The organism is Gammaproteobacteria bacterium (assembly GCA_021648145.1).
GTDB lineage: Bacteria > Pseudomonadota > Gammaproteobacteria > JAADGQ01 > JAADGQ01 > S141-38.
The window spans coordinates 1-24,513 of record JAKITI010000017.1 but is presented as its reverse complement, the minus strand read 5'-3'; the positions used below and the strand labels follow the sequence as shown (position 1 = coordinate 24,513).

Sequence of the window (24,513 nt, the reverse complement as noted above, 5' to 3'; positions counted from 1 at the left end):
AAAGATACAATTAAGCCGCTATTCAGGGAACCGCCGCGCATCATTCCGAGGACGCGGTGGGCAGTTAGGAGGCCCCCAGTTTTTTTCAACAAATAGATGGATTAACAATACACTCGCCCACAGCGTAGCAAGCACACCATGAGACCAAACCAATAAGTTCATCCCATAAACAACGGCACTGATTTTAAACAACATAATCGTTACCACACATAAAATACCAGCCGTCTGATATAGCCACCATTTACAGTCACCAAACACGAACCAGAAGGTAACAAAAAAATAGATCACCCCCATCACCCCCATCACCCAGTGAAAGCTATAGAACATCGCTTCTGATAGAAAGAGTAACATTCCGATTTCAACAGCACATAATGTAGCCACTGTAAATTTGTGATAAAAAAAGCTCATCGATTTCCTATCTATTTGGGGTACAATATCCTTCATTTTAAACGAACAGGCTTTCTAAAAAAACTGATGAACAGCAAAACCACCTTATTCTTGGTCGCTCCTTTAGCTATCTGGGCACTCTGGACGCTTTTTTCACCTTCAGACAGTGACAATAAAAAACCTGAAAAACGAATGTGGAATGCTACAGTAAACGAACAAGGCCAGCTCTCTGTTTTAGGGGTCACAATTGATCAGACCACTCTCAAAGAAGCGACAAAAATACTCAATAGCCACAGCGAGCAAGCTCTTTTTATAAGCCCCAAAAATAGTGATAAAAAACCTGTTATTGAAGCATTTTTCCCGAAAATGCCAGATGGCAGCAAGATGATTTTAAATTTGGCTGCAAGTGATGAACTAATCGAAAAAATAATTAATAGTGCGTACAGCCCAATGGCTTTTCCTTCAGGAAATATAAAATTCAAAATTGCTGAAGAGCACATGCAGGCCATTGAAACTCTAAAAGTCAGTAGCATGACCGCAATTCCTCGTATCAAAATCACCCAGAAAATGCTCATTAACCAATTTGGCTCTCCCGAACAACAAGTCCTTGACGGTGATATTATGCATAACCTTTACCCCCAAATAGGACTTGATGCTATTTTAGATCAGAGTGGCGAAGTTATGCTGCAATTTGTTGCTCCAGATAGTTTTCAGAAAATATTAACATCATTAGGTGTAACACCTGATTTAGGAACGAGCACGGAATAACTTATATCATGACAGAGCTCTTCATTTCAGCCATTGCAATTGGCTTTTTTGGCAGTCTGCACTGTATTGGAATGTGTGGTGGATTGGTCAGCGCACTCTGTATGACACGCCCTAAGCTTTGGTGGCCTGGATTACTCAGCTACCAATTGGGGCGCGTTTTTACGTATACCGTTTTGGGATTTATTGCGGGGTTCTTGGGTAGCAGCCTTGGTGATATTGCATGGTTCAAACAGGCTCAATGGTTACTGACTCTGTTGGCGGGCGGACTTATGATTCTCTTTGCCTGTTATTTAGGCGGCTGGCTCCCTGATCCGTTTTCTAGGCTCACCGCAAAAATATCACAGGCAACAGGCATGACTTTCTGGATAAAAAAAGCATCAAGCAGCAACAGACTTGATGCCTGGCTGATTGTCGGCATGCTTAATGGCCTGTTGCCATGTGGTTTGGTATATGCTGGTTTAGCGCTAAGCTTAACCGTCTCATCACCATATTATGGTGCGATAACAATGTTTCTTTTTGGCTTGGGCACTGTTCCCGCCATGCTTGTCACCCCGACACTACTGCGAAAAATAACCCCGGTGAAACGTGGACATTTTTTGAAAATTGCAGCTCTGTTATTAATTGCTTTAGGTCTATTGACTATGTTACGCGGTAATCTACACCATCATGATCATTCCGCAACTAGCCAGCTGAATGATCATAGCACCCATACCCAACATCACTAATTATTTTCGTTATAAGCATGTGGCTCGCATTGATTGAACTCACAGTAATTATTGTACTCTTCGTGGCTATTTATTGGCTTATTCGAAAATAACTCCCTTCATCCCTCTTCAACCAGATCGTTTTTTTCCTTATGTGAATCCGGAGTACGACCGTGCATAGCATGCCCCAATGTTTCCGATTCCATCACAGTCAGCACCAGAACAGTGACCATAACAGGCAAAATACCTAAACCACCGACAACAGCAAAAGCAAGCTCCTTCATGATACCTGCGTAACTATAAAGCAACCATGCGATTGTTCCTCCAATAAAAAGCGCAATATAAGTAATTAAAAATATTTTGGTTCTTTTAACAACAACTTGCCAATGGCTTCTTATAAGCAAACACTCAGACTTCACCTCTGATTTTCCACGAATCAATGTATATGAAAAAATTAATAGAGCAATCACTGGAACAATTGCCGTCACCCATAAGTGAGACGAATTGCTTGCAGTAATAATTGATAGCAAAATATGGTTGCCAACCATATTAAAAAGAAACAGTTGATGCGGCAGTTGTGCTATTTTCAACTCTTTTTTTGAATAGCTGTGTTTACTCATCATCACTCCCTTTTTTGATCATGTTTTCTGATTTCTGGGCTTTTTGGGCTGTATACTTTCGATGTACTTCAGGTAATAACGGGTCATCATCATCGGTTAAAATACGATGCCGTGGCCCTTCCATATCATCATATTGACCACTGCGTGCTGACCAGAAAAATACGGCTATTGCGCCAACAGCAAGCAAAATCATTGCCGGAATCAAACTATAAATTACATCCATAATGCCTCACCCTTAATACTTTTATGTTTTGCACCGTTTTCGAATCAACATTGCATTGCCAATCACAAGTAAAGAGCTAATTGGCATGGCAATCGAAGCAAAAACAGGCGTTAAATTTGCCGACATTGCTAATGGAACAAGAATAATATTATAACCAAAAGATATATAAATATTCTGTCGAATGGTGCGAATGGTCTGACGCGCCAGATTCAGAGCAAATTGAATCTTTAACAGTTCATTACTCATAAGCACAATATCGGCAGAGTCCATAGATATATCCGTACCACAGCCCATAGCGATTCCAACATCAGCGCGACTTAATGCAGGCGCATCGTTCACACCGTCGCCCACCATAACAACACACTCACCACGGATCTGTAAATCAGCGATGATTTTCTCTTTATCTTCAGGCCGCACATGCGCAATGACTTCAATATCACCACCCAAGGACTCTGCTACATATTCAGCCGCTCCCTGGCTGTCGCCTGTCAACAAAGTAATACCTACCCCTTCTGATCGCAATGCACGAATCAACTCACTCGCGTCATCCCTGACTTTATCCTGAACTACAATCAAGGCGGCCAGTTGTCCATCAATGGCAACAAAAACGGCCACTCCCATCGCATGCTCCACGGCATATGATTTTTTCTCTAATTCTGCGGAAATAACAATCCCTTGCTCTTCCAGTATCGCTCTATTACCAATTATCATTGTATGATTGGCAACGACAGCCGTGACTCCTCGACCCGGTATACTTTCAAATTCAGAAATTTTTTCTTTTTGAAAACTCTTTTTTTGTTGTTCATTCGTTTCAATTGACTTAGCCACAATCGCTTTGGCAATTGAGTGCTCTGAATGTGATTCCACTTGTGCTGTCAAACTTAATAGCTCATCCACTTGCAATAAACTTTTATCGCTCAAACAAATTTCGGATACCACCATACGCCCTTCGGTCAATGTGCCTGTTTTATCAAATACAATATGTGTCGCGCCAGCGAGTGTTTCTAATGCAGCGCCGTTTTTCACCAGCACTCCATTTCCAGCACCATGCCCGACACTCACCGCCAAGCTCATTGGTGTCGCCAAACCAAATGCGCATGGACAAGTAATAATCAATACCGAAACAGCAGCCAGAAGTGCAGTATCAAAATCAGCATGATGAGACCAAAAGATAAAGGTTGCTGTTGCCAAGCCTATGATGACGGCAATGAACCAGGGAACAATACGGTCAGTGAGTGATTGAATCGGTGCTTTTGAGCCTTGAGCAGATTCAACCAAATGAATAATTTTGGCCAGCGCAGTATTTTTTCCAAGCTGATTGACTTCAACGGTCAATGTTCCTCGACCATTGACTGTACCTGCTGCAACTTCATCACCGATCTGTTTTTTTACCGCGCGTGACTCTCCTGTCAGCATTGATTCATCAAGGCTTGACTTCCCTTCGACAATCAACCCATCAACAGGCAATTTTTCACCTGGACGAACCAATACATGATCACCTAATGCCAAACGACGTACACTGACGAGTGTCGGTTCACCATTTTCAATTCGCATTGCAGAGCGCGGTTGCAATCCCATTAGGCGGCTGGTTGCTGATGTTGCATTGCGCCGTGACATCCCTTCCAGATAGCGCCCAATCAGAATAATAAAAAGAAATGCAACCACAGTATCAAAATAGGCATCCCCTACTCCAGAAATCGTAACCCATACGGAATAAGCATAAGTTGCAATAACACCAATGCTGATAGGAAGATCCATATTCAGCTGACGGTGTATTAAACCTAATAGAGCCCCTTTTAAAAAAGGCCAGCCAGAATAAAGAAGTACAGGCGTTGCCAAAAATAGACTTACCCAATGAAAAAACTGTTTATGCTCAGGGTCAATCCCGGAGGCGGAAAGCTCGCCTGCATAAAGGGAAATTGAAATCCACATAATATTGGCCATACCAAAACCGGCAAAAGCCATACGATAAAGCATGGATTTATTCTGTTTTACAGCCAAACCTTCAGCGCGCTTAGCATCAAAAGGAGTCGCACCATACCCTAAAGCATTTAATCGTTTTAAAATCCGAGACAGTTTGATTAGGGATTGATCCCAGCGGAGTCGCAAGCGGTGGTGGGCTAAATTAACTTCAGCAACAAGAACTCCATCAAGAGGTTCCAACGCACGCTCAATAAGCCAGACACAAGCTGAACAATGGATGCCTTCAATTAAAAGGGTTGCTTCAGATTCATTGCCTGCCGTGATCACAAACTCTGCTTGCACATCATCCAGATCAAACTGTTCAGGGTCTTGATTCTGCTGTGGGGGTGGCGCTATTTCTGCTGATTGTAGGCGTTGATAAAATCCACCCAGACCTGAATCATAAATTGTCTGGCAAACAACAACACACCCTGAGCAACAAAACTCATGCTTTTCACCTGCAACTTCGGCTTCTTGCCTACCCTCTTCCGTCACAGGTAAACCACAATGAAAACAGCTATGCGAGTTCATAGTATGATGATATCTTTACTTTTCGATAAAAACTCGCTTGGCAATATCCATCTCATCTTCTCCCTGCTTTACAACAATGAGTAAATCCCAATGACCTGGCAAGGGAAATGACACTTTAGCACTGTACATAGTTTTGGACTCTACAGACATTTCCATAGAAAAATCCTGATTTACGTTGTCAGGGCGATATGCCAAAAACTGGGCAGTCGTATCGGGAATAGGGTACCCATCAGAGTCAACAACTTTTAAACGATAGTTTTGAGGTGTATTCATTCGTGGCTCGGCTGGTACTAGTAAATTCATCTTCCACCCTAGGCGATTTTCTGTCTCCTGACGGTCACCTTCTGCCTCAAAATAATTTTTTCCTCGCTCATAAAAGTCATCAACAACCAATCCATGCGCTGTTTTAGACCCCATGTAAATCATAAACATATTGACACAGATCATGACGACAATAAGGCCAGTCATCCCCCAAACCCAAGGGCTTTTCCAGCCTGGAGTGTATTCTTCACCTGAACGGTGCGAAGATTTATTGTTTTCTTGATTATTTGATGACATAAAGCACAACTCAATTCAATTACAAAAAATATCCGATTAAAGCAAAACCCAAAAAATATTTATGCTTTCAGGGTTCTGGTTTTAGAATCAGGGTTTGGCAAAAAAGTTTTCATATCGCTCAGAAATTTTAATGTCACTGTCTACCGTTGTAATTGTAAAATACACAGGGACTTTTTTATCTACCACCTTATCAGGCATGGCTTCCAACCGGACACTGAAAGGAATCATCTTATTTGGTTTAAGTATAACAAATTCACCCACCCCCTTCATGACAATACCATCAATACCCTCAACAGAAATTTTCACATTGAGCGCTTCAGGTGTTTTATTCAAAATTTTAAATGTATAACTATTGCGTATAGATCCATCAGACATAGTGACATACATAGGCTGACGCTCATGAATAACCGTTACTGCCAGTGGCGGAATATTCAGCAAACCCATTACAATTGCCATGATTGCAATCAAACTGATGCCTGCATATATTATGACCCGAGGTCGTTTATATACTGGAGGCAAATCAATACCTTCAATTTCTTTTTCAGAATTGTAACGAATCAGACCCCGTGGTCTATTCACTTTATCCATTATGTCATCACAAGCATCAATGCAGACACCGCACATGATACAGCCTTCTTGCAACGCTGAGTTACGTATATCAACCCCCATTGGACACACCGCAACACAGACTTTGCAATCAATACAATCTCCATGCTCCGAGTCAATCACCCCTTTTTTAGCTTTACTTCTAGGTTCACCTCTTTTTACATCATAGGTTGGCAAAATTGAATCTTTATCAATCATCACAGATTGAATTCGAGCATACGGGCAGAGCCATAAACAGACCTGATCTCTCATAAAACCGGCAAACAAAAATGTACCGACAAAAAAGGCCAGTAAAGTCACCCATACATAGAGGTGTGCCTGGAGAGTAAAAATATCAACCCATAATTGATAGGCATCCGTAAAATAAGCCGCGAAGGTAATTCCCGTAAGCAGTGAAATCAAAATCCAAATCAAATATTTAAATGATTTTTTTCGGATTTTTTTCGCGCTCCAGGGAGCATCATCCAGCTTTCTTCTTTGTGTGGGATTCCCTTCAATCCAACTTTCAATTTGAACAAACCAATCGGTCCATACTGTTTGAAAACAGAAATAACCACAAAAAACACGCCCTGCAATTGCGGTGATCCCAAACAACATCATTGCGAGCAGAATCAACAAAAACGCCAACATCCATATATCTTGCGGGTAAACAGTGATAGAAAACAGATGAAATTGTCGCTTTGGAATATCAAAAAGAATCGATTGCTGGCCATCCCAACGCAGGTAAGGTAATAAAATATATCCAATCCAGAAAACCCATGCAAAATTCTTATAGTTCCTAAATCGTCCAGAAACTTTTTTAGGGTGAATTTTTTTACCGCCCAAATTCACATCAAAGTGCTCAGCACTTTCATTGTAAATTTTTTCTATATTATGGATATTTTCTAAATTGTTTTTTTCTTCACTCACACTTTTATTTTTCCATTAAAAATTATGTACGAGATTTTAAAAAAAATAAAAAGTAAAGGGGCAAAATGCCCCTTTACTTTTTCCAAAGATTTTTATAACTAACTTTTATCAGAATCGTCATTCATCAGTTTGTAACCTTTAATGAACATATATACAACAATGATAACGGTAGCAACAACAGTAAGAATTGCACCAATTGCAACTGCGTCCATAATGAACCTCCTAAAATTTTAGTGTTAGAAAGGAAGAGATACAATCCCTTCCTTAAAAGGTTATGGAAGGGATTACTCCGATTGGCCTCCGCCAAGAGACCAGACCTTAACGGTTAACAATTTAATGTCATTTGTCGATAGTCTGTCACCAAATGCTGGCATGACACCATCTACAGTACCATCAACACCGTCTTGATTAACACCATGTTTAATAACATTCATCACAGCTTCACGATCACTGCCAAAGCGCCAGATACCATCAGTCAGGTTCGCTGAACCCATCCATTTGTTACCTTTTGCATCAGCACCGTGACATGCAAAGCAACCTGCCGCCTGGTAAGCATCCCAACCTTCCTGGGTTGCACTCCCTGCTGCTGCTGCAATCACAAAATCAGTCAAAAGATTGATTTGCGTGTCATCAAGAGTACCTGTATGAGCTGGCATATTTCCTTTACGACCACTGGCAATTGTAGTGGTGATATCTGAAACAGTACCCCCATACAACCAGTCATCATCCAGCAGCACAGGAAACATACCTGCTATGCCTTGGCCATTTGAGCCATGACAAGCAGCACAGTAATCACCAAATAACGCTTTGGTTGATGAGTTAGCAAAATTAAGCATTTCAGGGTCATTGATAATATCCTGAGCACTCATTGTTTCCAACTTATCGAGATAAGGTTTACGAATCGCATCATTTGCAGCAACCGCTTCCTTATACTCACCAATTGCAGTCCAGCCAATCACACCTTTAGTATGGTCTGTTACCAAAGGAATTGATGGGTAGATGATTAAATACACTATTACCCAAACAGCACTTAGGTAAAAAGCAATTGTCCACCAACGTGGTGGCGGGTTAGTTAATTCCCGAATACCGTCCCACTCATGTCCGGTATCAGGCACCTGATTTTGGCTATTTTTTATCGCCATGGTTATCCTCTCCAACAGTCGAGTTATCTTTTAATACGAAATCACGATGACTTTCGAGCTTATCTTTATTTTTAGGATTAAATACATAAAAATAAAGAATAAGCATCAAAACGCTTAGGATAATGACGGCCACAAGCCCGAACCAATCGGTATCAGTCATAGCCGCCCAATCCGTGTGAAAATACTCCTTCACGGATTCAATCATTGACGGTAATCCTTTCCTTCCTGGAAATTTACCATCGTACCCAATACTTGCAAATAAGCGATCATGGCATCCATTCCTGTTTTGCCTTGAACCGCATCAGCTGCTCCATCCATATCTGCTTGAGTATAAGGAACCCCAACTATCGATAAAGCGTTCATCTTTTTTGCAGTCATCGTATGATCTATTATTTCAGTTGCTAACCACGGATAAGCAGGCATCACAGTTTCAGGTACAACAGACTTAGGCTCCATCATATGCTGATAGTGCCACTCGTCTGAGTATTTACCACCGACACGAGCCAAATCAGGTCCAGTACGTTTTGAACCCCATTGAAACGGATGATCGTACTTGGATTCCACTGCCAAAGAGTAGTGTCCATAACGCTGTTTCTCATCACGGAAAGGACGAATCATTTGCGAATGGCAAGTGTAACAACCTTCACGAATGTAAATATCACGACCCTCCAGTTCGAGCGCTGTGTAAGGACGAATACCATCTTCTTCTTCAGTCAGCGTTTCATAGGTACTATCGAGATAGCTAAGCGGCAAAATCTGTACAATACCCGCAACTGAAAGCCCTAATGCCAGACAAATAACCAAGAGCCAGACCTTTGTTTCCGTCTTTTCCTGGAAAGACATTTTTTCATTGCTATTATGAGCCATTGAATTCTCTCCTCTTATGCGTTGGCTGTTGCCATATTTGTTTCACTCTTGGCACTGCGAATAGTCATCACAATGTTATAGAGCATAAGAATAGCGCCGAGCAAGAAGAGTGCTCCACCAATTGCACGCATTACATAAAACGGATGCATTGCGGAAACAGATTCAACAAACGTATAAACCAGATTGCCATACTCATCTGTCGCACGCCACATCAGCGCTTGCATAATACCGGACACCCACATTGCACAAATGTAAATAACAGCACCGATTGTTGCCAGCCAGAAATGAACGCCCAACAACGTTGTTGAGTACATTTCACGACCCCATAAACGAGTCACCATATGGTAAATACCACCAAAAGAGACCATTGCAACCCAACCTAATGCACCTGAGTGAACGTGACCTATAGTCCAGTCTGTATAATGAGACAATGCATTAACCGTCTTGATTCCCATGACAGGGCCTTCAAAAGTAGCCATTGCATAGAAAGCCAGAGAGATAATCAAGAAACGAAGAATGTAGTCATCACGTAACTTGTGCCATGCACCAGAAAGTGTCAACAGACCATTCAATGCACCACCCCACGAAGGAATAATCATAGCAATAGAGATTGCAGCACCTAAAGATCCAGTCCAGTCAGGAAGCGCGGTATATTGCAAATGATGCGCACCCAACCAAGCATAACCGAACATCAGAGCCCAGAAATGAAGCACCGACAAACGATATGAGAAGATCGGAAGATTTGCTTGCTTGGGAATGAAGTAATACATAATCCCAAGGAAACCAGCTGTCAAGAAATAACCTACTGCATTATGGCCATACCACCATTGAATCATCGCATCTTGAACGCCTGCATAAGCAGAATACGATTTCATCATTGAAACTGGAATCGCTGCCGAGTTCACGACATGCAGGTAGGTGATCATGATCATCATACCTAGGAAGAACAGATTCGCCACATAAATGTGGGATGTTCTCCTGATCACCAACGTCATAATAAAGTTGATCATGTAAGAGAGCCATGAAAGGGCAAGGATGATATCAATCCACCACTCCAGCTCTGCATACTCTTTACCTTGCGTGTAACCCAAAGGCAATGTAATTACTGCACATACAATGACGAAGTTCCAGCTCCAGAAAGTAAACCAAGCCATCTTATCGCTCCATAACCGTACATGACATGTACGTTGAACGATATAGAATGCGGTCGCCATTAAAGTACAACCACCAAAAGCAAAAATAACCGCATTTGTATGCAATGGTCGTAAACGACCAAAAGTCAAATATGGGCTATCGAAATTCAGTGCTGGCCAAGCCAACTCTGAGGCAATATAGACACCAATAGAAGCACCCACCACCAAATACACTACAGCGCAGATGGTAAATGCTCTAACGATATCGAAGTTGTATGTCTTTTCATCTGTTGTGATAGCAGACACGTAACCCCCTCCATTTTTATTAATCAAAAGAAGTGAACTTAACGAACTGTCATGTAGCAACGAACTGAAAGCCACTCAACAACCGCAAGCCCCGCCAACCCCCACATATAATGGCTACTTAGAATTAAGGTATAACATACCAAAACACTCAGGAACCTTTTATATATTGAGGTGTCGAGATGGGAGCGTACTTGATTTTAGATAGGCGCGCAAGCTTGTGACTCACTTCACAAACAAGCAGCAGATATGACAAAATATGGGGTAAAAATCACCCGGAATTTTAACTATAAAATTCAATGACCTACACTCCAATACCGTGACCATTAATTTATATAAATATTCCCTGAAATTACCCCTATAATCTGGCCATAGGGCGAACTGTAATATCAGTAACCTCAGCCGTTCTCGGTGCACTCAGCGCATAAACAATTGCGTCAGCCACATCGGAAGACTGCATCAAACGCGCACTATCATAATTTCGTTTTTCCATTTTATGAATCGCCTCTTGCATCGGGCTTGCCGTTCGCCCTGGGTAAATAGAAAGCACTCGCACCCCGTCTGGGTTGACCTCCTCCCTTAATGCATCAGCAATCGCTTTCAATGCTGCTTTGCTTGCAGCATACTGTGCCACTCCCGATTTTGCTGCCAGACCCACCGTTGAGTTAACAAAAACAATCTGGCCTTGTTGCTGTTTCAACGAAGGCAACAAATGCTGAGTTAACAAATAAGGCGCTCTTACATTTATTTTATATTGCCAATCCAGGCGTGCCACCGACTCTGTTTCCACTGCACCCATGGCAAATACACCGGCACAATGCACTAATGCATCAAGCCCATCAAAATCTTGTTTCAACAAAACCAATAAATTGCTCTGCGCATCATCATCCGTTAAATCTGCTTCATAACACTGTGCACCAACCACATACTCACGCACCTCAGACAACACACTATTCAATGCATCAATGCGCCGCCCAATCAAACAAGGAATTCCACCTTGCCTTGCAACCTCAAGCGCAACTGCACGGCCAATTCCGCTACTGGCACCTGATATCACAACAACTTTTCCTGCAAGCACTTGACTATTATCCATAAACTTTCTCCTCTCAATATTTTTTTAAATAACCCCTAAGTTCAAATAACTTTCTTCCGATATTTATATTAATCAACCATCTATTCAACACGGATCGTTACAGCATGACAATGACAGCGGCTCAACCTAAAATCACACTCGATTTTTTCCTGACGTTAAGACCCCTCCGCGAATTGTCGCGCGATGAAGCAAAACAATTTGCTTCAAAATGTACTTTTATTGAACGCCCCGCAAACTTTCGGTTGCGTCAAAAATACCAAAACAGCATGTATGACTTTTACATTATTACCGGCACCGCTGAGCGACTTGATGATAACGGTGAAATCAAAACAATCATTGGCGGTACGGAGTCAGCATTATCCCCCCTTTATGGCAACAGCACACACCCAGCCGATGTCACAACAAAAACAGATACAAAACTTATTCAGGTAGAGTCATTGTTACTAGAAAAAATTTATAAAAAGGCTCGAGACAACTCATCCATCTCAACCCAGGTTTTGAAAAATGAAAAAATAACTGCAGAAAATGTAACGACAGAGAATCAGCTGTTTGCACAAATAAATAAAGATTGCCTTGAAGATAAACTGGAGCTCCCCAGCTTGCCTGATGTGGCCTTACGGATTCGGCAAGCCATACAAGACCCAGAAAAAGGTGCGAACGATATTGCTAAAATTATTCAGTCCGACCCTGCTATTGCCACTCGACTGATCCATGTTGCCAAAAGCCCACTCTACCAAGCCTCCAATGCAATTACAGACTGTAAATCTGCAATAATACGCTTAGGCTCCACTACAGTTCGAGATATTGTCACTACATTTTCATTGCAACAGCTATTTAAATCAAATTCCCCTCAAATTACAGAGCGCATGAAAGAGTTGTGGTATCACAGCACCCATGTCGCATCAATAAGCGCTATTTTATCCAATTCAGTCAAAGGTATTAACCCAGAAATAGCGATGTTAGGCGGCCTGCTACACGATATAGGCACACTCGCCATACTCGGTTACGCTGAACGCTATCCAGATTTGGTGGAAGACAGCAACGCCCTAAACCACGTTATTTACCAGCTTCGCGGAGAAATTGGTGCGATGATTTTACGCAAATGGGAATTCCCTGCCGAATTACTTTCCGTTCCACTGGAAGCAGAGAACTGGCAAAGAGACTCAGGGAGCACCCCAGATTATAATGACATTATTATTGTTGCCCAACTTCATAGCTATTTTGGCACCCCCCAGGCAGCCACCCTACCCACCATGATAGAGATTCCAGCGTTCCAAAAACTACCCCTCAGCGAAGACGGCCCATCTAAAAGCCTGGAAATTCTTGTTGAAGCACGCAGTGAAATCGAAAAAACACGACAATTACTCAATGGTTAAGTTAAAATTTCATTTTATTATTTCGGATGAACTGATCGCGCCAAATATTGTTATTTTCATCAGAATGAGTTATCAAGTGATAAAAAATAATAATTAATCGGAAAATAACATACTAAAAATGCGTATGTATAAATTTTTACTTCTCAAAAATACAAGCTTGCTTAGCCTGTTTTTGCTTTGTTTTTTATCATTTTCATATAGCACCAGTAACGCAGAGGAGAGCACCAAGCTCCAAAAACTTAACTTACTCATTCAAACAGATCAGCTCTCACAGGCAGCCCAAATACTCGCCACCATGGACCAAAGTATAATCCAGTCGGCTTATGGGCATTACAATCTTGGTATTGCGCTTATTTCTCATCAAAAAATTAAAGCGGGTATCGCACTGCTAGGTGAAGTGATACGTCGAACTGCATATGGTGAGGAACAGCGTGCACTAAAAGAGAAAGCACACCTCATATCAGGCCAGACTCTGCTAAAGAATAAAAAGCCATTTTTAGCCAGGAAACATTTCATTGAGATCCCCAATTACAGTCTATTTTATAGCGAAGCCCTGCTTGGGTCAGGTCAAACAAGCTTTGCACTAAAACAGTATCAACAAGCACTTGAATCCTGGTCCATACTTCAAAAACAACCCATTAATAGCGCTGTACTGGAATCACTTTACTTAATTCCTGATCTACTGTTTAAACTAGGTTTTTATAACAGGTCGCTCAATGAATACCAATATGCAATCGAACAATATAAAACAAGAATCCATACACTGGAATCTGCAATCACCGACCTAAATAACCTAAGTATGACACCTACTGGAAATATTCAACCAAACACACTATTCAAACCTTATATTAACCACTATTTAATCCCATTACTGGCTAGCCACTCTTTTCAGCAAGAGATTGAACACCTTAATAAAAAAACACAATCTGAGCGTAAAATACAGATAAAAGCTTTAAATCAATCTGCAATTTCAATATTGGAAAAACAGAAAAAACAACTCAACAACTACCTTGCCGACGCTTATCTTGCAACCGCTCAAATCTATGATAAAAAAGCGAGCCGTGCATCAGGAGGCGCGCGATGAAAAGGCAATTTATATCAGCTTTATGCTTGATTATTATGCTCACTGCATGCACTGGAGGGGCTCTCCAACAAAAAAGTGAAAAGTCCAACAATAAAAAAAGTATGAATGAGTTGGCCTTGTTTAATAAACCACTCAAAATTGATACAAAAATTTCACCTATCGAGTCACAAAATAGAGCCATAAAATACTACCAAACCTATCTTGATATGACCGACAACAGCCATAGAAAAATCGACGCAATACGCCGATTGGCTGACCTGAAACTCGAAAAATATGAAGAGAGAATCGCAGTTAATCAAGATGCCGAAACATCACCCTACCAAGCCATTAAGCACTATGAATCGTTAATAAAAAACAACCCTGACTACGAACATATAGATAGCGCACTTTACCAGTTAGCTCGTGCTTATGATCTGAGCGGAGAACTGATTAAAAGCTTGCAAATACTTTTAAAGCTCATAGAAAACCAACCTGATAGCCCGTACACTGCTGAAGCTTACTTTCGACTGGGAGACACACTATTTACACTTGAACGATACCAGGAAGCAGCACACGCCTATCAGAAAATCATTCAAAAAGGTCAACCTTCCATATTTTATGAAAAAGCACTCTACAAGCATGGTTGGAGTGAGTTTAAATGGGGGCAATACCAATCGGCACAAAAATCGTTCATCAAACTTCTTGACATCATATTATTTGATACGGACACCTCATTACTGTGGTCCATTGCATCACTTGAAAAGGATGCAGACAGAAAGCTGGTCGATGATATTTTCCAGGTATTAACCTTCAGTTTTTCCTATCAAAATGGCGCGTCATCTGTCAATGATTTTTTCAGTCGCCAAGGTCGTCGTGACTATGAGTTTCGCATTTACTCACTTCTGGGAGAACACTATTTAAAACAGGGAAAAACTGCTCAGGCAGCACGAACCTATGACGCTTTTATTCAACAATCTCCCTACAGCATTCACACCCCTCACTTCTTCGCAAAAAAAGTGGAAGTCTATCGACAAGCAGGGCTGAGTAACAAGCTTCTTGATGCAAAAGTAGACTTTATAACACGTTACGACATCAACAGTGATTATTGGACTGATCGCAATCAGTCAGCACGCCACCAGATCATGGATGACCTGAAATCCAACACAGAAGATGTTGCTCAACATTACCATGCCATTGCACAAAAAAATAACAGCTCAGAAGCCTATCGCCAAGCAACACACTGGTATCAGCTTTTTATTCGTAACTTTCCAAACGATAGCAAGACACCGTCTGTCAATTTTTTACTGGCAGAGCTGCTCTTTGAAAGTAAGCGTTATGCCGATGCCATCAAAGAGTATGAAAAAACAGCCTACGATTACCCCACCCATAAAAATTCTGCAGATGCAGGCTATGCTGCACTGATTGCACAAAAACACTATAAAAAAAGCCTGGGATACCAGCAAAAATTGCAATGGGAAAGCGAAGCAGCGCTAAGCTCATTACGTTTCTCTGAAACTTTCCCGCAAGATCCGCGAACAACACAAATTACAATTAAGGCCATTGAGCAGCTATATGCATCAGGTGAATACGGAAATGCAATTAATGCGGCACAGAAAATTATCGACACATCCACATCATTGAAACCTGAATTAAAACAGATTGTACTCACTGTAATCGCTCACTCTCAATTTGAGATGAAAAACTACACTGATGCTGAAGCCACCTATAAAAAAGCACTGGCACAACTTCCGGCTGAGAGTATTCAAAATCGGCAAAAACTGGATGAACGACTCGCAGCGACTATTTACAAACAAGGCGAAATTCAACATAAACAACAAAAGTATCACAATGCGATCAAGCACTATTTGCGCATTGAACGCATCACCCCTAACGCCACATCAATTATTGCAACAGCAACCTTTGATGTCGCAGCCAGCTATATCGCTCTTAAAGACTGGAAAAATGCCATTCGTATTTTAGAAGTTTTTCGCCGGAGTTACCCCAATCATCCCCTGCAAAATGAAGTGCCTAGCAAACTGGCTGTCGCCTACATGGAAGGCGGGCACCCTCTTAAAGCCGCAAAAGAATTTAGTGACATCATAAAAAAAGGAGGTACAGTCGAACGTGAAGCATTGTGGCTCACGGCAGATTTATATCAAAAAAATGGCAAAAAACAGGATGCAATCTCGATTTATGAGCGCTACATCACGCTCTACCCTGACCCTTTCGAGCAAGCTATTGAAGCACACAATAGAATTGCAGTACTTTACAGCCATGGTGAAAATCCGCTCGCTCATCAGAGCTGGTTAAAAAAGATTATTGAAGCAGATAAGAATGCAGGAAAAAAACGCACAGATCGAACCCGTTATATCGCATCACAAGCAGCGCTCACACTGGCAAAATCAACACTCTCTTCCTATCAAAGAATCAAGCTGGTTGCGCCACTTAAAGATAATTTACATAAAAAGAAAAGATACATGCAAAGCAGCTTGAGTGCCTATACACAAATTACTAACTACGCTATTGCTGATTCCACAACTGCAGCCACTTATAACATCGCCAATATTTATTACGATTTCAGCCAGGCCTTGTTAAAATCAGAGCGCCCACAAGAGTTAAATGCTGAAGAGCTTGAACAATATGACATATTACTGGAAGAACAAGCCTTTCCTTTCGAAGAGAAAGCCATTGAAACACATATTCAAAACACCCGTAGAACCCGTCAAGGGGTATACAATCAATGGATAGAAAAAAGCTTTTCGGCACTCCAAATACTTATGCCCGCACGTTATAAAAAAGTAGAACACAATGAAACAGCCATTGACCGCTTACATTAAACCTTTATTACTTACAACACTGCTTTTAACCGGATTAGCAGGCTGTAGTAGTACGCCTATATCTAAAACAACCGCGCAAACACCTGGTTCAGAAAAAACCGGAAATACTTCGGCTCCACCCGAAGCACAAAATGCTTTTAAACGTGCTAAAAAAGCAATGAAAATACAAAATTACCGAAAGGCTGAAAAGTTATTGGTTGAAATAATCCAAAAATATCCAAATTTTTCTGGGCCTTACGCAAACCTGGGGATCATCTATGCCCGTGATGGTCGTGATAGTGAGGCTGAAAAACAGTACAAAAAGGCAATTAAACTCAATAAAAACAGCCCCGCCATATACAATCAACTGGGTATATTACACAGACAAAATGGTCGTTTCGATGAAGCAGAGTCAGCTTATAAAAAAGCACTAAAACTTGATGAAAACTATACTAATGCTCACATCAATCTGGGAATTCTTTATGATCTATATATGGGAAACCTGAAAAAAGCGCTAGACCATTACAAGCGCTATCAGGAGCTATCTACTGAAAAAGATAAAAAAGCCGCTATATGGATACTCGACCTTCAACGTCGAATTAAATCTGAAATGTCAAAAATCTAACTTCTTTGAACACATAAACCAATGAAATCAATGCAACAATATTCGATACAAACCTGCTTCTATAAAAAAATGTATGCTCTACTCATTTTAGTGCTCATACCATTTAACAGCAGTTTTGCCGAAATGCCTCAAAAAAGCTCAACCAATACGGAGCTGCCGACTGTCTCCTACATCATCCCCTGGAAATCGCCTCCCATGAGCAAAATATCAGGCAAACCGCTCGAAAGCCTGGCTAATAAAGATGTGTTGCAACCACTCGACAGAGAGGTTTTTCAACGACAGCTCAAATACTACAAGCTGTTTAAAAACGAACACAAAAATCAGCACGAAACGAAACCTTAACAAAATTATTCAGTCAGTTATAATGCCCGGTTTTTTTATGTCAAAAACAAACTATATTCAACTCAGGAGATCAATATGGATGCCATAACAACCATTGTTCGCTTTTTGCAAGAAGGTGGTGCGTTTATGTATCCCATCATACTCATCTTAGCTTTAGGCCTTGCCATTGCTGTTGAGCGCTACTTGTATCTTACTTCTGTCAAAAACAGAAATATGAAGGTATGGAAAGCACTCATACCGCAGCTTAAATCAGGTGCTTATGATAAAGCAGCCAATATTGTTGTTAAATCAAAAACTGCCATGGCAAGCATCGTCTCATATGGTTTGGCGCGCTTACAAACCTCCCAACACCGTGACGATATTGAAACCGCCATGGAAGAAGGGTTAATGGAAGCCATTCCAAAAATAGAAAAGCGAACCCACTACTTAGCAACTCTAGCTAATATCGCAACACTCATGGGGCTACTAGGCACAATTATTGGCTTGATCCAGGCATTTACTGCAGTTGCTCAAGCCGACCCAGCCCAAAAAGCTGATCTGCTTTCATCCAGTATCTCTATCGCCATGAATACGACCGCATTTGGCTTGATTGTCGCGATCCCCCTGATTTTAATGCACGCTTTTTTGCAGACAAAAACCACAGATATCATTGACAATCTAGAGATGGCCTCGGTCAAAGTTCTTAACGTAATAAGCACTAATACGCGCCGCGCCGCAGCAAATAAAAGACCACAACAATGAGAAAGCGCTTGCGCCGACATGGCAAAGAGCCGGCTGAGCTGGATATCACCGCATTCTTGAACCTGATGGTCATTCTCATACCATTTTTACTCATTACTGCTGTGTTTTCCCAGATTACAATACTCGAGCTTAACCTGCCACCTGCTGACAGTGTTAATGTTGAAAACGATGAAAAGCCTGAATTTTTACTGGAGGTCATCATTCATCCAGATGCACTGCAAGTCTCTGATCGCCCAGGAAGGTTACTCAGAATGATCCCTTTAAAAGAAGGACAACACGATTACAAAGCACTCACCGATTTATTAAGCGCACTAAAAACCCGCTTCCCTGACAAACAGGAAGCGATGATTCTATCAAAACCCGAAACGACTTATGACACATTAATTCAGGTTATGGATAATACGCGCATGGTCGAAATTTACCAGGCGGGCTCTGTCGTGCAAGCTGAGCTTTTCCCTGATATATCGCTTGGTGATGCACCATGAAAATGTCCAGACGTGCGCGCCGCATGGAGCGACACCATAAACGAAAATATCAAGGAAAAATTAATTTAGTCTCGTTGATGGATATATTTACCATTCTTGTTTTCTTTTTATTAGTCAACTCATCCAATGTTGCGGTGCTCCCAAGCACAAAAGATATGAAACTTCCTAAGGCATCAGTGGAACAATTGCCTAAAGAGACTTTAGTTATTGTCGTCAACAACCGTGACATATTAATTCATGGTAAAAAAGTGGCCTCTATTCGCGATGTAATGAATAGCTCCGAACCCATGATCAAACCACTACAGGATGAACTGAACTATAACGCCGCACGATCCATAAAAAATCTGCCAGATGACCAACCTTTTAAAGGTGAAATTACCATTATGGGCGACAAACAGATTCCATACTCACTGCTTAAAAAAATCATGGCCACTTGTTCGCGCTCAGGCTACAGCAATATCTCATTGGCTGTCGCTAAAAAAATGATAAAAAAACAGGACTAATTAAAACGTGGCGACATTGACTCCTTACGAATTATCATGGACAGCCAATCAATTTGATGAACGCAGATTTCGTCAAGTTGTCGCTATTTTTTTGATTGTATTTTTAATCGGAAGTATTTCCGTATCTTACATTACAGTGCCCAAACAAGAGCGCTCACAAGCCGAAAAACTTCCTCCACGCTTGGCCAAGATGATTCTTGAGCGTAAAAAAATCGCACCACCACCTAAACCTGAAATCAAAATAGAAAAACCTGAGGTTAAAAAAGAGGAACCCAAAAAAGAACCGGAAAAGAAGAAACCAGAGAAAAAACCTGAAAAAGAAAAAATTGAAAAAAAAGAACCGCCTAAACCTATAAAACAAAAAACACCCGAACAACGTGTTGAAGCGGCTCGCGAAAAAGCAGCAAGTTCTGGATTGCTTGCATTTTCAGATGATCTTGCTGACCTTCGAGAGACCCCCGTGTTTAACAACACAGCTCCACTCGCAACGGGACAGCCTAAAAGCTCAAGTATAGAGCGCTCTATGATGACTTCTATGGCAGAAAAAAGCAGTGGAGGCATCAGCACAAGCCAACGCCCTCTCAATACAGGAGGTGTTCAGCTCACTGACCGCTCTACAACTGCGATGGAAAGCCCAATTGAGCTCGCTGCTCGTGATGCGGTGGCAAACAAAAAGCCTACAAAACAAGTTTCCAAGATAAAAGAGCGTTCCAAAGGAGCCGTTATTCTTAAACTCAGTCAAAATAAAGGTGCAATTGATTCAATTTACCGGCGAGCATTAAGAAAAGACCCTACCTTGCAAGGTAGAGTCAATATTGAGATTGTCATCGCACCGTCAGGGAAAGTCATAAAGTGTGAAATTATTTCCAGCGAATTTCAGTCAGAAGAGGTTCTGAAAAAAATTCGCTCACGTATCAAATTTATTAATTTTGGTGCGGAAAATGTTAGTGAATTTACAATTCAATATAACTTTGATTTTCTACCGACATAGAAAGCTCTCAGTATAGTAGAAAATGAACATGTAACTGGTTCAGCTCACCCCTGAAATTCGCCAGTTCAAGGAGAAAGAAGTGGCAAATTTCAGGGGTGAGCTTAATAGTGACTAAAAACCCAAGCTAACTTTAGCACTATAAGATGTGTTATCACCTATTTTATCCGCTTCTACAGTAAGATTTAAAATTAACAAATTCATACTGATACCCGCAAACAATTTATTCTCCGCAAAGCTTTCGCTTTCCAGACCCGCGACACTCTTTGCAACACCACCAGGGTCACTATTCACCCAAACTTTTCCTACACCACCGTAAGGAGTCAATATGGCAAAGCCTTTTGACAGAGAAAGCTCAAGCCCTTTGGTTTCAAAGTCTAATTCATCAATTCCATTTATGCGGGAGTAAGTTCCCCGCACAGCAAGAGCCGGAGTTGCAATACTGCCTTCCAGGATGGCATAACGCACCTCTGCACCCATCATGCTTATATCAGTTGATGGGAGCGCTGAATATGAAGCCCCTATATCAAAACCAAAAGGTAAACCTTTATGTGCGTGCAGTTTAGGCAAATACAGCACGCTAGACGAACCATTCGAGCTTGCTGCTTTTTTCCATATATCTGAATGCTCCATTTGCGTGGCCGTCACTTCCACCCCGACATCAAATCCCAAAATCCCCATGGGTTCTGCAGGAACAATTGATTTATAGCTGAAAGCTGCGCCTAAATCTTTTGATAAAGAGAGAAATTCATCTTGACTTGTCAATTTTTCCAACTGATCAATATCTCCACCTGCAAACGCAGGCGAAACGAATATTGTTGACAGTGCATATACAACCAAATGACTATTTTTCATTAAATATCTCCAGCTTCAAAAATATGATCTCAAGCTTATTATCACCCTATTTATGTAAAACATTAAATTTTATTGAAAAAAATATTATATTTTGAGACCTTTGTACGAAAAATACTTTTCGTTCCAGTAAGGGAAACTGGAAATAACAAAACAAAAAAAGGGGCTATAAAGCCCCTTTTTAAGAAAAACTGTATTTATATACTTTTAGTGACTTTTTGAAAGCATATAAGCTACAGCTGCTTTTACTTCATCATCTGTAAGGCTCGCTTTACCACCTTTTGCAGGCATTCCACGAATACCATTGATTGCATTCGCATTGATTGCATCCATACCTTGAGCCATACGAGCGCCCCAATCACCTGCATCACCCAATTTAGGTGCGTCCATCATGCCAGTATCATGGCACAATTTACAGGTTGCAGAGTAAATTTCCTCTCCTTTGGCCAAATCAGCACCTGAGGCTTTTTGAGAAGAAGCTGCCGCTAATCCAGCAACAGCCGCCGTTGCACCAGCTACTTTTTCTTTAGTTCCGTCAACAACTCCAGCTGTCATGTCCTTGGAACCAGAAAGTGCATCTGCGCCCATTTCTTTAGTGCTATCAACTGCCTTGGATGTCATATCCTTAGCACCATCAAGCATACTGGCTCCTGCTTCTTTAGTTGACTCAACTGCACTGGAAGTCGCATCTTTTGCAGAGTCCACTATATTAGAACCCACATCTTTAGCACCCTCTACAGCACCATTGGCTGTTTCTTTTGCTGCATCTAAAACATCAGCACTTGTTTCTTCAACGGCAGAGACTGCGTCTTTAGCGGCATCAGTTACAGTAGAGCTTGCTTTATCAACGGCATCATTAGCCTGTTCGCAACCCATTAAAGCTGCTGCCATAACAGTAGTTAATAAAATGGCTTTTTTCATTTTTATACATCCTAAGTTTTCAAAAAATTTAAAATGGAACACTTTTACCTATCCACCCTGCAATTCTCAATGAAATAAAAATATTTGTAAAGTTTTCTGATAATTATTATTAAAAATAACTCTCTATTGGCAATATAAACCTAGATTATATGCCACCATTCACAGGCAGGTTCGGTTTCTTAAATAGCAACTATAGCCTTCAAACATCTTAAAATATTTATCTTGAGACCTTTGCGCGGTACCACCAGTCATGCGTAATCGTCAAAGGCAACCTGTCTCCCAAATCCCCAGGTAGGGGGCATCATGACTCCAAGAGACCTTGAATCCCTCTTTCAGGTTTTATTGCTGACCGTCACCGTGTGTGTGAGGGGTGAGGTTAGTCAAAAACCGTTCCTCGATGCCTATTCAGTAGTCAATTGGCCATTTTGGACGGATCTATCCTGTAACAAGCTGTGTTTGTATCGTTTCAAATTGGCGGCGGCTCAAACTCCTTCAGTGCGATAAGCACTTGCTCCAGTAATATTCGATGTTTTTCTTTTAGTTTTACAAATAATTGCCGCCCCGTCTTAACCACTTTATAGGCCTTCCAGACTTCGTCTGTCACGTTGCCACTGGAGGCAACCCAAAATAACCCCTCGCCCACAAATGCTGACCCCAGTACCGCTTCCTTAATTGTGGAAACTCCGAAAGCATCTTGTGAGAACTCTTCCCTTTCAGAAACTGAACCGCCTTGGATACAGACAAACTCGGTGGAATGCCTATCAGCATATGCACGTGATCCCTGTTGATTGCTCCCGCATAGATGATCATCTCTTTGCTTCGCGCAATCTCTCGCAACAACTCTCGACACCTCTGCCCTACATCTCCATCCAATATCGGATAACGATATTTCGTTACCCAGACCAAATGATATTTGCAATCCCAAATAGTGTGTCCGCCATGCTTATAATTCTGCATATCACAAGCATACCATGCTGACCCTAGCCACCTGAAGGCGTGGGATTTACAGATCCCCTATCGGGGACTTTAAAACGCATCACTTGAACACCATCAAGTTCTTCGATAAAAAATGGCTTTTTTAGAGTATGGTCTGGCGTACAAACAGTCACTTCATGGCCTTGAGCTATTAACTCTAATGCTAGGTCATGCATCATGACTGCTGCTACCTTAATGCTACTCGGCAAATAATCATCAACACATCTGAAAATAGCTTTTAGTTCTACCTGGACCAATAATCGACTGCCTTCAAATAAACTGCCATCCACCCATCAACAAAGGAATCAAATCAATTACCCCTTTGATAATCCCTTTGCTATCAGCTTGACTCGCTTATCTAGGTTTTTATCCATGGCAAGCAGCTGCAACTGATAGCAAAGCGCAGTTGCAGCTATCATTGCATCAGGAAGCTTCCCACCTTGAGATCTTCTAAACTGAATCACACCTTCTTCTATTCTTTCATCAAAATTCAAGACCGTTATAGTATCTAGAAATTTTTGAATTGCCTGCTCTTCATTAGCCTGCAATGATGGAAAACTCAACAATTCCATACGAGTAATCTGGCTGACAGCACATTCAGAAAGCACGCACCTTGAATCAAAAAATAGCTGGATTACGGCATTATTTCCTTTAAGCAGACCATATAAGTCCGCCCCGTATTGCAAGAAAAAAATTCGTTTGAGACAAAAGAAATGGCATTGCTAAAGTAGTATAGCCTAGTTAGAGGCATTGCTAATCTAGTATAGTTAGTGTTCCATTTCTCTTATGCATTAACAACAATGTTGACAATTCCAGCATACGTACACTTTTTGTATAACATTTTGTTTTCCGACCCATTCGTGCAAGAAAGTGTCTGAAGATGCTGTTGTAGTCTTCCACCGTGTAGGTTTCAGCTTTCGATTGGATGTGTTTTTCTTTTGGGATAAAGTTTTCATAGGGTTTCCAGTAATCCGTTGCTATTTTTCCGGCAAGTTTCTCTTTGATCTTGCTCCATAGCTC

Annotated in this window: 27 protein-coding genes and 1 pseudogene; 11 read left to right on the top strand and 17 right to left on the bottom strand. The window is 41.3% G+C overall.

Features of this window, described 5'->3' with window-relative positions; translation table 11 throughout:
* Window positions 1-18: 18 nt before the first annotated feature.
* On the bottom strand, window positions 19-408 hold the full coding sequence (locus tag L3J70_10640; GenBank protein MCF6236809.1) for a hypothetical protein: 390 nt from the start codon (window positions 406-408) through the stop codon (window positions 19-21).
* Between the two features lie 66 nt (window positions 409-474).
* Between L3J70_10640 and L3J70_10635 the strand changes: the two genes are divergently transcribed.
* A complete protein-coding gene (locus L3J70_10635) occupies window positions 475-1,155 on the top strand; it encodes a hypothetical protein (protein MCF6236808.1) in 681 nt (226 codons plus the stop codon).
* A gap of 8 nt (window positions 1,156-1,163) precedes the next feature.
* A complete protein-coding gene (locus tag L3J70_10630; protein MCF6236807.1) occupies window positions 1,164-1,880 on the top strand; it encodes a sulfite exporter TauE/SafE family protein in 717 nt (238 codons plus the stop codon).
* A gap of 98 nt (window positions 1,881-1,978) precedes the next feature.
* On the opposite strand, the gene L3J70_10625 is transcribed toward L3J70_10630, so the two are convergent.
* The 10 genes from L3J70_10625 to L3J70_10580 all read right to left on the bottom strand — a co-directional run bounded on the left by L3J70_10625 (window position 1,979) and on the right by L3J70_10580 (window position 11,806).
* Complete coding sequence (locus L3J70_10625) at window positions 1,979-2,479, bottom strand: hypothetical protein (protein MCF6236806.1); 501 nt, start codon at window positions 2,477-2,479, stop codon at window positions 1,979-1,981.
* Window positions 2,472-2,702 (bottom strand): cbb3-type cytochrome oxidase assembly protein CcoS, encoded by a 231-nt coding sequence (ccoS, locus tag L3J70_10620; GenBank protein MCF6236805.1) that lies wholly within the window; start codon window positions 2,700-2,702, stop codon window positions 2,472-2,474. Before ccoS ends, L3J70_10625 begins: the two co-directional genes overlap by 8 nt.
* Before the next feature lie 21 nt (window positions 2,703-2,723).
* The gene (locus L3J70_10615; protein ID MCF6236804.1) at window positions 2,724-5,195 is read right to left on the bottom strand and encodes a heavy metal translocating P-type ATPase; all 2,472 of its coding nucleotides are present in this window, start codon (window positions 5,193-5,195) and stop codon (window positions 2,724-2,726) included.
* Window positions 5,196-5,210: 15 nt separating this feature from the next.
* Window positions 5,211-5,753, bottom strand: a complete 543-nt coding sequence (locus L3J70_10610; GenBank protein MCF6236803.1) for a FixH family protein — start codon at window positions 5,751-5,753, stop codon at window positions 5,211-5,213.
* Between the two features lie 87 nt (window positions 5,754-5,840).
* The gene (gene ccoG, locus L3J70_10605; protein MCF6236802.1) at window positions 5,841-7,268 is read right to left on the bottom strand and encodes a cytochrome c oxidase accessory protein CcoG; all 1,428 of its coding nucleotides are present in this window, start codon (window positions 7,266-7,268) and stop codon (window positions 5,841-5,843) included.
* Window positions 7,269-7,552: 284 nt separating this feature from the next.
* Window positions 7,553-8,410, bottom strand: a complete 858-nt coding sequence (ccoP, locus tag L3J70_10600; GenBank protein ID MCF6236801.1) for a cytochrome-c oxidase, cbb3-type subunit III — start codon at window positions 8,408-8,410, stop codon at window positions 7,553-7,555.
* Window positions 8,394-8,612: a cbb3-type cytochrome c oxidase subunit 3 gene (locus L3J70_10595; GenBank protein MCF6236800.1), complete on the bottom strand. Its 219-nt coding sequence runs from the start codon at window positions 8,610-8,612 to the stop codon at window positions 8,394-8,396. Before L3J70_10595 ends, ccoP begins: the two co-directional genes overlap by 17 nt.
* Window positions 8,612-9,277: a cytochrome-c oxidase, cbb3-type subunit II gene (gene ccoO, locus L3J70_10590; GenBank protein ID MCF6236799.1), complete on the bottom strand. Its 666-nt coding sequence runs from the start codon at window positions 9,275-9,277 to the stop codon at window positions 8,612-8,614. Before ccoO ends, L3J70_10595 begins: the two co-directional genes overlap by 1 nt.
* A 14-nt stretch (window positions 9,278-9,291) precedes the next feature.
* Window positions 9,292-10,707, bottom strand: a complete 1,416-nt coding sequence (ccoN, locus tag L3J70_10585; GenBank protein ID MCF6236798.1) for a cytochrome-c oxidase, cbb3-type subunit I — start codon at window positions 10,705-10,707, stop codon at window positions 9,292-9,294.
* 364 nt (window positions 10,708-11,071) lie between these two features.
* A complete protein-coding gene (locus L3J70_10580; protein MCF6236797.1) occupies window positions 11,072-11,806 on the bottom strand; it encodes an SDR family NAD(P)-dependent oxidoreductase in 735 nt (244 codons plus the stop codon).
* A gap of 104 nt (window positions 11,807-11,910) precedes the next feature.
* Here L3J70_10580 and L3J70_10575 point away from each other — a divergent pair, with 104 nt between their 5' ends.
* From L3J70_10575 to L3J70_10535, 9 genes are all read left to right on the top strand, one after another.
* A complete protein-coding gene (locus tag L3J70_10575) occupies window positions 11,911-13,182 on the top strand; it encodes an HDOD domain-containing protein (GenBank protein MCF6236796.1) in 1,272 nt (423 codons plus the stop codon).
* 295 nt (window positions 13,183-13,477) lie between these two features.
* A complete protein-coding gene (locus L3J70_10570) occupies window positions 13,478-14,266 on the top strand; it encodes a hypothetical protein (protein ID MCF6236795.1) in 789 nt (262 codons plus the stop codon).
* A complete protein-coding gene (locus L3J70_10565) occupies window positions 14,263-17,082 on the top strand; it encodes a tetratricopeptide repeat protein (GenBank protein ID MCF6236794.1) in 2,820 nt (939 codons plus the stop codon). Before L3J70_10570 ends, L3J70_10565 begins: the two co-directional genes overlap by 4 nt.
* Window positions 17,054-17,686: a tetratricopeptide repeat protein gene (locus tag L3J70_10560; protein MCF6236793.1), complete on the top strand. Its 633-nt coding sequence runs from the start codon at window positions 17,054-17,056 to the stop codon at window positions 17,684-17,686. Before L3J70_10565 ends, L3J70_10560 begins: the two co-directional genes overlap by 29 nt.
* Before the next feature lie 123 nt (window positions 17,687-17,809).
* Window positions 17,810-18,028, top strand: coding sequence for a hypothetical protein (locus tag L3J70_10555; GenBank protein MCF6236792.1), 219 nt, complete (start codon window positions 17,810-17,812; stop codon window positions 18,026-18,028).
* 75 nt (window positions 18,029-18,103) lie between these two features.
* Window positions 18,104-18,769 carry a MotA/TolQ/ExbB proton channel family protein gene (locus tag L3J70_10550; GenBank protein ID MCF6236791.1) on the top strand — a complete coding sequence of 222 codons (666 nt, stop codon included), beginning with the start codon at window positions 18,104-18,106 and terminating at the stop codon, window positions 18,767-18,769.
* Window positions 18,766-19,254 carry a biopolymer transporter ExbD gene (locus L3J70_10545; GenBank protein MCF6236790.1) on the top strand — a complete coding sequence of 163 codons (489 nt, stop codon included), beginning with the start codon at window positions 18,766-18,768 and terminating at the stop codon, window positions 19,252-19,254. The genes L3J70_10550 and L3J70_10545 overlap by 4 nt, the downstream gene beginning before the upstream one ends.
* Window positions 19,251-19,757, top strand: coding sequence for a biopolymer transporter ExbD (locus L3J70_10540; protein MCF6236789.1), 507 nt, complete (start codon window positions 19,251-19,253; stop codon window positions 19,755-19,757). The genes L3J70_10545 and L3J70_10540 overlap by 4 nt, the downstream gene beginning before the upstream one ends.
* Window positions 19,758-19,764: 7 nt before the next feature.
* On the top strand, window positions 19,765-20,748 hold the full coding sequence (locus L3J70_10535) for an AgmX/PglI C-terminal domain-containing protein (protein ID MCF6236788.1): 984 nt from the start codon (window positions 19,765-19,767) through the stop codon (window positions 20,746-20,748).
* Window positions 20,749-20,859: 111 nt separating this feature from the next.
* Here L3J70_10535 and L3J70_10530 read toward each other — a convergent pair whose 3' ends face one another.
* The 6 genes and pseudogenes from L3J70_10530 to L3J70_10505 form a co-directional block, all read right to left on the bottom strand.
* Window positions 20,860-21,600, bottom strand: coding sequence for a hypothetical protein (locus L3J70_10530; protein MCF6236787.1), 741 nt, complete (start codon window positions 21,598-21,600; stop codon window positions 20,860-20,862).
* A 204-nt stretch (window positions 21,601-21,804) separates the two neighbouring features.
* Complete coding sequence (locus L3J70_10525) at window positions 21,805-22,518, bottom strand: c-type cytochrome (GenBank protein MCF6236786.1); 714 nt, start codon at window positions 22,516-22,518, stop codon at window positions 21,805-21,807.
* Between the two features lie 466 nt (window positions 22,519-22,984).
* Window positions 22,985-23,475, bottom strand: a pseudogene (gene tnpA / locus L3J70_10520) (IS200/IS605 family transposase).
* A gap of 23 nt (window positions 23,476-23,498) precedes the next feature.
* Window positions 23,499-23,672 (bottom strand): hypothetical protein, encoded by a 174-nt coding sequence (locus L3J70_10515; GenBank protein MCF6236785.1) that lies wholly within the window; start codon window positions 23,670-23,672, stop codon window positions 23,499-23,501.
* A 135-nt stretch (window positions 23,673-23,807) separates the two neighbouring features.
* A complete protein-coding gene (locus L3J70_10510; GenBank protein MCF6236784.1) occupies window positions 23,808-24,179 on the bottom strand; it encodes a PIN domain-containing protein in 372 nt (123 codons plus the stop codon).
* 67 nt (window positions 24,180-24,246) lie between these two features.
* On the bottom strand, window positions 24,247-24,513 hold a 267-nt coding region (locus L3J70_10505), incomplete at its 5' end, for an IS1 family transposase (GenBank protein ID MCF6236783.1).